Origin of the sequence: Rhodococcus sp. NPDC127593, assembly GCF_042671975.1 — a bacterium.
Taxonomy (GTDB): domain Bacteria; phylum Actinomycetota; class Actinomycetes; order Mycobacteriales; family Mycobacteriaceae; genus Rhodococcus_F.
In genome coordinates this window covers 105,929-119,049 of sequence record NZ_JBHXWI010000016.1, presented here as the reverse complement: position 1 = coordinate 119,049, position 13,121 = coordinate 105,929, and the positions used below count along the sequence as shown (strand labels likewise).

General features: G+C 68.7%; 5 protein-coding genes (1 of these 5 cut by a window edge). All 5 read left to right on the top strand.

Annotation, left to right across the window (positions count from 1 at the left end):
- Positions 1-83 precede the first annotated feature (83 nt).
- Positions 84-590, top strand: a complete 507-nt coding sequence (locus tag ACFVJ3_RS17110; RefSeq protein WP_378453156.1) for an FxsA family protein — start codon at positions 84-86, stop codon at positions 588-590.
- Between the two features lie 12 nt (positions 591-602).
- On the top strand, positions 603-2,207 hold the full coding sequence (locus ACFVJ3_RS17105) for an amidohydrolase (protein ID WP_378453155.1): 1,605 nt from the start codon (positions 603-605) through the stop codon (positions 2,205-2,207).
- Entirely contained in the window at positions 2,197-3,900 is a 1,704-nt protein-coding gene (gene lnt, locus ACFVJ3_RS17100) for an apolipoprotein N-acyltransferase (RefSeq protein WP_378453154.1), read from the top strand. The genes ACFVJ3_RS17105 and lnt overlap by 11 nt, the downstream gene beginning before the upstream one ends.
- Positions 3,827-4,609, top strand: coding sequence for a polyprenol monophosphomannose synthase (locus tag ACFVJ3_RS17095; RefSeq protein WP_378453153.1), 783 nt, complete (start codon positions 3,827-3,829; stop codon positions 4,607-4,609). The genes lnt and ACFVJ3_RS17095 overlap by 74 nt, the downstream gene beginning before the upstream one ends.
- 269 nt (positions 4,610-4,878) lie before the next feature.
- Positions 4,879-13,121: the 5' end (the start) of a non-ribosomal peptide synthase/polyketide synthase gene (locus ACFVJ3_RS17090; RefSeq protein WP_378453152.1), read on the top strand. It continues 22,807 nt past the right edge of the window; only the first 8,243 of its 31,050 coding nucleotides appear in the window; it begins with the start codon at positions 4,879-4,881; the stop codon falls past the right edge of the window.

Sequence of the window (13,121 nt, the reverse complement as noted above, 5' to 3'; positions counted from 1 at the left end):
AGAAAATCGGCGCCGTCGAACGTTGAACGATCAGACGGTTGACCCAGACCCTCGATGAACCCGGCCGTCCGAAAGGGGGCGTCATGTACGCCGCACTCTTCCTGTTGTACGTAGTGGTGGAGATCGCCGCGCTCGTCCTGGTCGGAAACGCGATCGGCGTGCTGTGGACCGTGCTCCTCCTGCTCGGTGGAACGCTGATCGGACTGCTGCTGATGCGGTCGCAGTGGCGTCGTGTGATGGACGGCCTGCGCCGGGCGGCGAGCGGCGACGGTTCGCCGGGTGCCGCGGTCGCGGACGGCGCGCTCGTCGCGCTGGGCTCCGCGCTGATGTTCGTCCCCGGCCTGGTCACCTCGGTGCTCGGGCTGCTCTTCCTCGTTCCCCCCACCCGGTGGGCCCTGCGGCCCGTCGTGGTCCTGCTGGCCGGCAGGCGTGCCGCCACCGTCGCGGCCGGGGCGGAGGCGTTCGCGCGGGCACCCCGACGCGGTCGCGGCGAGGTGATCGAAGGGGAGGTGGTCGAGGAGGTCTTCGAGGGCGAAGTGATCGACGAGGAGCCCCGAACCGCGACCCGTGATCCCCGCGTTCTGCCCTAACAGGCAGACTGGTTGCCTGTGACTACCCAACTGCTGGTCGGCGGCCGAATCTACAGTTCCTTTGTTCCAGACGCCACGTCGATGGCAGTGACCGACGGTGTCGTGTCGTGGGTCGGCGACGACCGCGCGGCCCGCGCGCTGCACCCCGGCGCCGACGTGGTCGACCTCGGCGGCGCGTTCGTCACCCCGGCATTCGTCGACACCCACGTGCACGTCACGGCGCTCGGCCTGAACATCGTGGGCCTCGACCTGGTCGGTGTCGGGTCGCTTCGCGAATGCCTCGACCGGCTCGCGTCCTTCGCCCGCACCCACGGCGACGCGGTCATCTGGGGACACGGCTGGGACGAATCGGCGTGGCCGGAAGGCGCCGGTCCCACCACGGCGCAGCTCGACGAGGCCGCGCCCGGGCGCACGGTGTATCTGTCCCGGATCGACGTCCATTCGGCAGCGTGTTCGACCGCCCTGCGCCGGTCGGTCCCGGATCTGAGCGTCGCCGCCGGGTTCTCGCCGGAGGGCCCGCTGACATTCGAGGCGCACCACGCCGCCCGCACCGTCGCGCGCTCGCTGCTGACGGCCGAGCAGCGTTCCGCCGCCCGCATCGCCGCCCTCGACGCCATCGCCTCCCGCGGCATCGTCGCGGTGCACGAGTGCGGGGGCCCCGACATCGCCGGACTCGACGATTTCCGTGAACTCCTGGCCACCCCGCACGGTGTCGAGGTCCGCGGCTACTGGGGCGAGGCGGTCACCGACGCCGACGAGGCCAGGAAGTTGCTGAACTCCACCGGCGCCCACGCGCTGGGCGGCGACCTGTTCATCGACGGATCCCTCGGCTCCCATACGGCGTGGCTCAGCGAACCCTATGCAGATCTGGACGGCGGCACCGGCAAGAGCTACCTGGGTGTCGACGAGATCGCCGCACACGTGCGCGCCTGCACGATCGCCGGCATCCAGGCCGGGTTCCACGTCATCGGCGACGCCGCCGTCCGGGCCGCGGTCGACGCGTTCGCCGTCGTCGCCGACGAGCTGGGCGGTCCCGCGGTCGCGAAGGCCGGGCACCGACTCGAACACGCCGAGATGATGACCGGTGACGACGCGGCGCGGCTCGCGCAGTGGGGTGTGATCGCCAGCGTCCAGCCCGCGTTCGACGCCCTGTGGGGTGGGACCGACGGCCTGTACGCGCAGCGCCTCGGAACCGACCGTGCCCTCACTCTCAACCCGTTCGCCGCCGCCGCCTCCGCCGGGGTGTCGCTGGCACTGAGCTCCGACGCACCCGTCACCCCGGTCGACCCCTGGGCGATGCTGCGCGCGGCCGTCCACCACCGCACGCCCGGCAGCGGGATCTCCCCGCGCGCGGCGTTCTCGGCGGCCACGCGCGGTGCATGGCGGGCCGGCGGGGTCCGGGACGGTCTCGCCGGCACGCTCGACCCGGGAGCGCCGGCGTCGTACGCGGTGTGGGATGCCGGTGAACTCGTGGTCAGCGCGCCGAAGGACTCCGTGCAGCGGTGGTCGACCGATCCCCGCTCCCGGGTCCCGGCTCTGCCGCGGCTCGAGGACGACGCGCCCACGCCGGTGCTGCTGCGTTCGGTGCACCGGGGGAGCGTCGTCCATGAGCGGTAGCACGACACCTCGGTGGACCACCGGAAAGCCCGGCGTGCTGGTGCGTTCCGTCCTGTCGGTGGCCGCGGGATTCCTCGTGTTCGCCGGATTTGCGCCCCGTCCCCTCTGGTTCCTCGCACCCATCGGCATCGCCGTGCTGACGCTGGTCCTCACCGGCGCCGGGGGTGCGGCACCGAGACTGCGCGCGGGCTTCGGCTACGGCTACCTCGCGGGACTCGGTTTCCTCGTGCCGCTGCTCCCGTGGATCGGGGTGTTCGTCGGAGCCCTCCCGTGGCTTGCCCTCGCCGCGGTCGAATCGCTGTTCATCGGACTGTTCGGGGTGCTCGCCGTGCTCGTCACCCGGCTGCGCTGGGCCCCGCTGTGGATCGCGGCGTGCTGGTCGCTCACGGAATGGCTGCGCGCGAGCGTGCCGTTCGGCGGCTTCCCCTGGGGGCGGTTGGCGTTCGGCCAGTCGGAGGGCTGGTTCCTGCCGCTCGCGAGCATCGGCGGTTCCCCGCTGCTCAGCTTCGCTGTCGCGCTGACCGGCGCCGGACTGGCATCCGTCGCAGTGACGGTGCGGGCCCGGGCGGGCGGCGCCCTGAACTGGACGCGGCCGTTCGCAGGTGGTCTGGTCGCCGCCCTCGCCGCGACCGTCGTGTCACTCGCACTGTGGCCGACACTGCCCGGCATGGACTCGGGAGACCGGACGATCACCGTCGCCGCGATCCAGGGCAGCGTCCCCAAACTCGGACTCGACTTCAACGACCAACGCAAGCGGGTCCTCGACAATCATGTGAACCGCACCCTCGAACTCGCCGACGACGTCGCGTCGGGAGCGGCGCCGCAGCCCGACCTCGTAGTCTGGCCCGAGAACGCGTCCGACATCGATCCCCTGCGCAACGCAGATGCCGCCGCCGACATCTCCCGGGCGTCCGAGGCGATCGGCGCGCCCATCCTGGTGGGTGCGGTACTCGTGAACTCGGACCGCACCACCACCAACTCGGTGATCGTGTGGGACGGCGATGCGGGACCGCAGGAGCAGCACGACAAGAAGATCATCCAGCCGTTCGGCGAGTACCTGCCGTACCGCGGGTTCTTCCGGCACTTCTCCTCGTACGCCGACCGGGCGGGCAACTTCGTTCCCGGCGACGGCGACGGGGTCGTCCACGCGGACGGAATCGCCGTCGGCGTCGCGACCTGCTACGAGGTGGCCTTCGACCGGGCTTTCGAGCAGTCGGTGCGCAGCGGCGCCGAACTGCTCGCCGTCCCGACCAACAACGCCACGTTCGGCGACACCGAGATGACGTACCAGCAGCTCGCCATGTCGAAGGTGCGGGCAGTGGAGCACGGGCGCGCCGTCGTCGTCGCCGCGACCAGCGGTGTGAGCGCGATCATCGGCCCCGACGGCTCCACGGCGGCGGAAACCTCACTTTTCGTACCCGCGGCCCTGGTGTCGCAGGTGCCGCTCCGCACCGGTACTACGCTGGCAAGTCGGCTCGGCCCGATTCCGGAGGTTCTTCTCTGTGTCGGCGCCGTCGCTGCCGTCGCGTTCGCCGTGGTGCAACGACGACGCACAGTTCGCACACTGATTCAACGCAGTACCGAGAAGGCGCCGGCAGTTGCCGGCAGGGAGGATCCTCATGGCATCGGAGACCGATTCCGGGCAGAGCGGGGCACCGAGCGCACGGACTCTGGTGATCATTCCGACGTATGACGAGCGGGAAAATCTCGGCCTGATCGTGGGGCGCCTGCATGCGGCGCTACCCCGGACGCATGTTCTCGTCGTCGACGACGGCAGCCCGGACGGCACCGGAGACGTCGCGGACGCCCTCGCGTCGAACGACGACGCCGGTCGCATCCACGTGATGCACCGCACCGAGAAGAACGGTCTCGGAGCCGCCTACATCGCCGGTTTCCGCTGGGGCCTGGACCGCGACTACACCGTCCTCGTCGAAATGGACGCGGACGGCAGCCACGCGCCCGAGCAGTTGCATCGCCTCCTCGACCAGGTCGACGCCGGCGCCGACCTCGTGCTCGGTTCGCGCTACGTGCCGGGCGGCACGGTGGTCAACTGGCCGAAGCACCGCGAGTGGCTCTCGCGTGGCGGGAACATCTACTCGCGACTCGCCCTGGGCGTGAAGATCAAGGACATCACCGGCGGATACCGGGCGTACCGCCGCGAGGTGCTCGAGAAGCTCGACCTCGCTGCGGTGGAGTCGCACGGCTACTGCTTCCAGGTCGACCTGGCGTGGCGGGCGATCCAGGAGGGCTTTACCGTCCGGGAGGTTCCCATTACATTCACGGAACGAGAAATCGGTGAATCCAAGATGAGCGGCGGGATCGTCCGCGAAGCGCTTCTCAAGGTCACGCAATGGGGGCTGCGGAACCGGCTCGCCAGAATCAAGGGTGTGCCAGCCCGATAGCACCGGGTACCGACCGCTGCCCCATTACTTCTTCGGAACGCGTGGGCAGCGCTGGGTTAGGTGCTTTGAAACCTGGTACCCGTGGGCAAATCCGCCATATGTCCACATTCTGAGACGCCCTGAAACGGTCTGAACCGTACGTCCGATAGGAACCTGAAGCGTACTCCCGGGTAAGGTTCGGTAAATTCCCAGGTTCGCAGGTCACTATAAGTTTCTTGGGTGGCCGGTGGGTGTCGTGCCCACCGCCGGAGTGGGAAGAGGACGACAAGGTGGTCGAAGCTGTGCCGAGTGGTGACGTGACCGCCGTGGGTCGTATTCCGGACGGTGCCTTCCCACTCTCCACCGCTCAACGGGGTATGTGGTTCGCCCAGCAGCTCGATCCCGCCGTGCCCGTCACTATCGCGCAGTGCGTCGAACTGGTGGGTGTCCTCGACGTGACGTTGCTGTCGGAGTCGTTGGTCGCCGCCGGCCGCGAACTCGGCTCCGCCTTCCTTCGCCTCGTCGAGGTCGACGGAGTTCCCTATCAGCTGGTCGATCCGACCCTGGACGCGTCGGTCAGGTTCGTCGACCTGCAGCACGAGCCCGATCCGAGGGCGGCGGCCAAGGAGTGGATGCGGCGGGAGTACACCACCCCGCTCGACATGTGCCGCGACCGGCTCGTCACCTCGGCGGTCCTGTGCACCGGGCCGGATCGTCACTACTGGTACAGCCGCGTCCACCACGTCGCGCTCGACGGCATGGGATCGATGACGCTCGTCGACCGGACCACGCAGCTGTACACCGCAGCCGTCCAGGGGCGTGCCGCCACACCGTCCAAGGCGGCCGCACTCACCGAAGTCGCCGGGGTCGACGAGGACTACCGGATCTCGCCGCGCTACCGCGCCGACCAGAAGTACTGGTCCGAGCGGGTGTCCACGATCGGTGAACCGCACAGCCTCGTCGACCGCTCCGCGCCCGCGCGGGCACGAAGCCGGACGACGGGTGGGCAGATCCCCGGCACCCTCGTCGACCACCTCGAGGCCGCGACGGACCGTCACGACTCGTCGACCGCGTTCGAGGTCATCGCCGCGTTCGCCGCGTACCTGTCCCGGATGACCGGACGCGAAGAGGTCGCGGTCAGCCTGCCCGTCACCGCCCGCACCACCGCGCTGCTCCGCCGCTCCGGCGGCATGGTCTCCAATGTGGTCCCGCTGCGCCTGCATGTCCGCCCGGACATGACGAACGCGGAGCTGGTGGCAGCGGTCCGGCTGGAAGTCACCGCGGCGCTCCGCCACCAGCGCTACCCGCACATCGACATCCGACGCGACGCGGCCACCGAGCAGCAGGGTTTCTACGGCCCCCTGATCAACGTCATGCTGTTCCACGACGAGATCACCCTCGGGAGCATCGTCGGCAGGCTCGAACTGCTGTCCACCGGTCCGATCACCGACCTCGCGGTCAACGTCTATCACGGGGTCGCCGGCACCAGCCTCAACCTGGACTTCGAGGCCAACCCGGACCTGTACTCCGAAGACACCCTCCGCGCCCATCACATTCGCTTCACCCGGTTCCTCGGCGCGTTCCTCACCGCCGACACCGATGAACCACGACGGGTCGGCGACCTCGAGATCCTCGAGGAGGACGAACGCCGCAGCCTGGTGCCCGCCACCGGGAGAACCGGATTCGCACCGGTCACGCTGCCGGATCTACTCGCCGGCGCCGTCCGCAGCAACCCGGACGGGGATGCCCTCGTCGCACCCGGGCACGGGACGTCCACCGACGCCCTGAGCTACCGCGCCCTGGACGAGACGTCGAACCGGCTCGCGCGCGTCCTGATCGACCTCCAGGTCGGTCCCGAGGCTGCCGTCGCGCTGGCGTTGCCGCGGTCGGTCGAGTCCGTATCGAGTATGTGGGCGGTGGCGAAGACGGGGGCGGCGTTCGTTCCGGTGGATCCGGGTTATCCGTTCGAGCGGATCGTGCACATGCTCGAGGATTGCGGGGCGCCGATCGGTGTGACCACTGCCGCGCTGAAGAAGAACCTGCCCGACACCACCCACTGGATCGTCCTCGACGACGACGAGTTCTTGTCGGCCCTCGCCTCGTATCCGGCGGATGCGGTCACCGACGCCGACCGGACGGGCGCATTGTCGTTGGATCATTCGGCGTATGTGATTTATACGTCGGGGTCGACGGGTCGGCCGAAGGGTGTGGCGGTCACGCACCGGGGTCTGGTGAACCTCGCCGCGGACGAGCGGGATCGGTTGGGGGTGTCGGCGGGGTCGCGGGTGTTGCATTTCGCGTCGCCGAGTTTCGACGCCTCGGTGTTCGAGTTGGTGATGGCGGTGTGTGTGGGTGCGACCCTGGTGGTGGCGCCGACCACGATCTACGGTGGCACCGAGTTGGCGGAGTTCCTTGCCGAACAGCGGGTGACGCATGCGTTTTGCACTCCAGCGGCATTGGCGTCGCTCGATCACCGCGGTCTGGACCATCTGAAAACTGTGGTGGTGGCGGGCGATGTGTGTCCGCCGGAGTTGGTGGGGCGGTGGGCGCCGGGCCGGATCATGGTCAATGCGTACGGTCCGAGTGAGACGACGATCATATCGTCGGCGACCGGTCCGATGGTCCCCGGGCAGACGGTGAGCATCGGGTCACCGACCGTCGGGGTCGACCTCGTCGTCCTCGACCACCGGTTGCGTCCGGTCCCGGCCGGAGTGCGCGGCGAACTATACGTCCTCGGCTCCAGCTTGGCTCGCGGGTATGTGCACAGGACCGGGTTGACGGCGGAGCGGTTCGTGGCGAGCCCGTTCGGCACCGGCGGGCGGATGTACCGCACCGGTGACGTGGTCCGCTGGATGACCGCCCCTGACGGACCCCCGGTTCTGGAGTTTCTGGGCCGCAGTGATTTTCAGGTGAAGATCCGGGGGTTCCGGATCGAACTGGGTGAGATCGACGCCGCGCTGACTGCGCATCCGGTGGTGGAGTTCGCCCACACGGTCGGCAATGACGACGGGAGCGGCAGCAGTCGCCTGGTCTCGTATGTTCTGCCGGCGCCGGGAACTGACGTCGAAACCCGGGTGTTGTCGGAGTTCGTCGGGAAGCGTCTTCCCGGATACATGGTGCCGTCGTCGATCATGGTGTTGGATTCGCTGCCGCTGACCCCGGCGGGCAAACTCGACCGCAACGCACTGCCCGCACCGGTATTCGCCGCACGCTCGACCGACATCGTGCGCCCGAGAACGGTTACCGAGGAGATCCTTCTCGAGATCTTCCGCGACGTCCTCGGCCTCCCCGAACTGAGCGTCGACACCGGTTTCTTCGAACTCGGCGGCAACTCGTTGATGGCCACCCAGGTCGTATCCCGAGTGAACGCCGCCCTCGGTGTGCGGATCGGGGTCCGGGATCTGTTCCAGTCGCCGTCGGTGTCGCAACTGGCGGTCGCGGCGTCGCACGCCGGCCCGCAGGCCGACTCGCGGCCGGTGCTGGAAGCGCGGGACCGACCCGCCCACATACCCCTCTCCGTTGCGCAGCAACGAATGTGGTTCCTCAACCAGTTCGACACGGACTCGGCCGCCTACAACCTGCCGATCGCCCTGCGGCTCACCGGCGCTCTCGACCGGGAAGCCCTGCGAGCGGCGCTCGGCGATGTCCAGGAACGGCACGAGGCGCTGCGCACCGTCTTCCCCGACACCCCGGACGGACCCCACCAGCTGATCATGCCCGCCGCGAGCGTGCTGTCCGAGACGGATCCGATCGACGTCGACGCCGAGTCGCTCACCGCCGCGGTGACGGCCCTCGGCGGTGCCGGATTCGACCTCACCGCCGACACACCGCTGCGCGCCGGACTGTTCCGGGAGGCGCCCGACCGGCACGTCCTCGTCCTCGTGGTTCATCACATCGCCGCCGACGGCTGGTCCATGAACCCGCTGGCCGCCGATGTGATGGTCGCGTACGCGGCGCGCGTCGCCGGTCACGCGCCCACGTGGGTGCCCCTCCCGGTGCAGTACGCCGACTACACGCTCTGGCAGCGCGAACTACTGGGTTCGGAAGACGACCCGGACAGCCTGTCCGCCAGACAGATCGCCCACTGGCAGTCGGCGCTCGCCGGAGTGCCCCAGATGCTCGAGCTGCCCACCGACAGGCCACGGCCCGCCGAGATGTCGCATCGAGGTAGTCGTGTCGAATTCACGATCCCGGCCGACGTCCACGGGCGTCTCGTCGATCTGGCACAGAGCACCGGCACCACACTGTTCATGGTCACCCACGCAGCCCTCGTGGTGCTGTTCCAACGCCTCGGCGCCGGAACGGACATCGTCATCGGCACTCCGGTCGCCGGACGCGGCGAAGAAGCGCTCGACGACCTCGTGGGCATGTTCGTCAACACCCTGGTGCTTCGCGCGACCGCCGAGCCGGGCGATACGTTCGAGGAGGTTCTCGACCGGGTCCGCGACGCCGACCTTGCGGCGTTCTCCCACGCGGACGTCCCGTTCGAGCGACTCGTGGAGGTGCTCAGCCCCGACCGGTCCGCTGCGCGTCATCCGTTGTTCCAGGTCATGCTCTCGTTCCAGAACACCGCGCCCACCTCCGTCGAACTGTCAGGCCTCGAGGTCGCGGCGGCAGAAATCGATGTACACGTGGCGAAATTCGACCTCCAGTTGACCGTCGCCGAACGGTTCGGTGACGCGGGGACGCCGGGCGGTCTCGCGGCCGGCTTCGAGTACGCCACCGATCTGTTCGACGAGCCGACCGTCGTGTCGATGGCCGAGCGATTCGTGAACCTGCTGCGCTCGGTCGCGGAATCCTCCGCGACGGCAGTCGGTGATCTTCCCCTGCTCCACGCCGCCGAACGCGACCGTCTCCTCGGCACGTGGAACGACACCGGGCACCGCGTGCCCGCGATGTGTCTGCCCGAGTTGTTCGACGCACAGGTTGCCCGCACACCGGATGCGGTGGCGGTGGTGTTCGATGACGTCACATTGTCGTATTCCCAACTCGATTGCCGCGCAAACAGTCTGGCGCGCGACCTGATCGACAGAGGGGTGGGGCCCGAATCGCGTGTCGGGCTGGCGATGCGGCGTTCACCGGACCTGCTGGTGGGCATGTACGCGATCGTCAAAGCCGGCGGTGCCTATGTGCCGGTCGATCCCGATCACCCGATGGACCGGATAGGGTATGTGCTCGACTCCGCACAGCCCGTCTGCGTGCTCACGACCTCGTCCGACCGCAGCGCACTTCCCGCGGGTTCGTCATTCGTGGAGATCGATCGGATCGCGCTGGATTCCTATTCCGGCGAACCCGTCACCGACTCCGACCGACTGGCACCGCTCCGCCCGGACAACCCCGCATACGTCATCTACACCTCGGGCTCCACCGGTCGGCCCAAGGGGGTATCGGTGCCGCACCGCGGGATCGTCAATCAGATCCTGTGGATGCAGTCGGAATACGCGCTCACCGAACGGGACGTGCTACTGCAGAAGACCGCAACCACTTTCGACGTATCGCTGTGGGGTTACTTCTGGCCGCTGCACACGGGCGCCACGATGGTGCTGGCGACCCCGGACGGTCACCGCGACCCCGAGTACCTCGCCCGGGTCATCGACGAGCACGGTGTCACGGTCACCGACTTCGTGCCTTCGATGCTCGACGCCTTCGTCGCGTCCGTGCCCACCACCTCGTGCGCCACCCTGCGGCACGTCTTCGTGATCGGCGAGGCGCTGCCCCCCGAGACCGTCACGCGGTTCCGGGCACTGTCCGATGCCGGACTGCACAACCTGTACGGGCCCACCGAGGCGGCAGTCTCGGTCACGTACTGGGACACCGCGACCACGGTCACCGGCACGGTGCCGATCGGCGTGCCCGAGTGGAACACCCGGGTCTACGTTCTCGATTCGCGTCTGCACCCGGTTCCCCCCGGCGTTGCCGGTGAGCTCTATCTGGCGGGCGAGCAGCTGGCCCGGGGATACCTCGGCCGCGTCGATCTCACCTCGGACCGGTTCGTGGCCAATCCGTTCACGGCCGGCCTGCGCATGTACCGCACCGGCGACCTCGTGCGATGGACGTCGGCGGGCGCACTCGAATACATCGGGCGCACCGACTTCCAGGTCAAGTTCCGAGGCCAGCGCATCGAGCTCGGCGAGATCGAATTCGTCCTGCGGGCACACCCGTCGGTCACCAGCGCTGCCGTGCTGGTCCATTCCGATCCCGGCACCGGCGATCACCTCGTCGCGTACGTCGTGCCCGAGCCGGGACACGACCTCGATGTCACGCGACTTCGAGAGTGCACGGCGGCGTCCCTGCCGGCGTACATGATTCCGGCAGCGCTGATGGTCGTCGACGAATTCCCGCTCAATACGAGTGGAAAGCTCGATCGCAAGGCGCTGCCCGCACCCGAATTCGGTGGCTCCGACACGGAGTACGTGGCCCCGCGCACGTCCGTCGAGGCCAACCTCGCGGAGATCTTCGCCGAGGTTCTCGGTCTCGACCGTATCGGCGTCCGGGACAACTTCTTCGACGTCGGCGGTAACTCGCTCGTCGCCACCCGGGTCACCTCTCGTATTCGGGCCGAGCTGGGTGCGCCGCTCGCCCTGCGTGACCTGTTCGATGCCCCCACCGTCGGGGCCCTCGCGGAGCGCATCGAGGGAACAGTGCCGACGGCACCACGTGCCCCACTGGTCGCCGCCACGCGTGCCGGACGGATTCCGCTGTCCCCGGCGCAACGTCGCATGTGGTTCCTCAACCAGTTCGATACCGCATCAGCGGCCTACAACATGCCCTTCGCCCTGCGCCTGTCCGGCAAGCTCGACGGCGACGGACTGCGTTCGGCGATCCGCGACGTCCTCGGCCGTCACGAGTCCCTGCGTACCCTGTATCCGGACTCGACGGACGGCCCGCATCAGGTGATCGTCGGCGCCGACGAGGTGTCGCTCGATCTCGACGTGCAGCCGACTACCGAGGCCGAGCTGCCGGCACGACTCCTGACGCTCGCCACCGGGGGGTTCGACGTCACGTCCGCGGTGCCATTGCGCACGGCATTGCTGCGACTGTCCGTCGACGAACACGTGCTGGCCGTGGTGGTGCACCACATCTCCGCCGACGGATCGTCGATGGCCCCGCTCGCACGTGACATCCTGCTCGCCTACACGGCGCGTACGGCTGGGCGGGCACCGTCGTGGGCGCCGATGGACGTGCAGTACGCGGACTACAGCTACTGGCAGGCGGAGTTTCTCGGCGACGAGACCGACGGTCGGTCGCAGGCCGCCGAGCAGATCGAATTCTGGTCCGCGGCGCTCGACGGCATCCCCGACCTGCTGGAGCTGCCCGCTGATCGGCCCCGCCCGGCCGTGCCGACGAATTCGGGTGCGACAATACCGTTCTCGGTCGACGCTGCCACGGCGAAAGCCGTCGCCGACCTCGCGGCCCGCTCCGCTGCCACGCCGTTCATGGTGTGGCACGCCGCGCTGTCGGTTCTGCTCTCACGGCTGTCGAACGCGGTGGACGTCACCGTCGGCACGCCCGTCGCCGGCCGAGCCGAACCCTCCCTGCAGGACCTCGTCGGCATGTTCGTCAACACTCTCACCCTGCGCGCGCGAGTTTCCGGCGACCTGTCATTCGCCGACTTGCTCGCACAGGTGCGGGAGTTCGACCTCGCCGCATTCGCGCACGCCGATCTGCCATTCGAGCGTCTCGTGGAGGTACTCGAACCCGCCCGGTCCACAGCCCGTCACCCACTGTTCCAGGTGGGTCTGTCATACGAGAACTTCGAACCGGGAGTGCTGAAACTGCCGGGTCTGACGGTGAGCGCCGTCGAGATGAATCCGGAGATCGCGAAATTCGATCTGAACGTGACGCTCACCGAGATCCGAGACGAGCGCGGCACCGTGTCCGGTCTCACCGGTGCGATCACGTACGCGGTCGATCTGTTCGACCGTGACACGGTGGAGTCGTTCGCGGACCGTTTCGCGCGGATCGTGGCGGCGGCGCTGGCCGATCCGGGCACGGCGGTGGGGGACCTGCCGGTGCTGGATCAACGGGAACTCGTTCGCGTACTGCGCGAATGGAACGCCACGGACGTGGAGGTGAGCGAGCGGCCCTACCTCGCCCGCTACGACGAGCAGGCGGCACGGACACCTGATGCGGTGGCGGTGGTGTACCGCGACGTGTCTGTGACGTACCGGGAATTCAACTCGCGGGTCAACCGGTTGGCCCGCACACTCATCGCCGAAGGCGCCGGAACCGAAACCACCGTCGCGGTCGCGGCCCGCCGGTCGATCGAGTTTCTGATCGCCCTGCACGCCGTGCTGCGGAGTGGCGCGGCGTACGTGCCACTCGACGTCGACCTTCCGGCGGAGCGAGCGGCCCACGTCATCGAGGCAGCCGACCCGGTTCTCGTCCTGACCGCAGTTCGAGGCGAGTTCGAGGCAGACTCCGGAGTCCAGGTGCTCTCGATGGACGGTCTCGAACTCGACCGGTTCGACGACGCCCCGGTGACGGACCGCGACCGGCTGCGGCCTCTCGCGGCCGACAACCTCGCCTACGT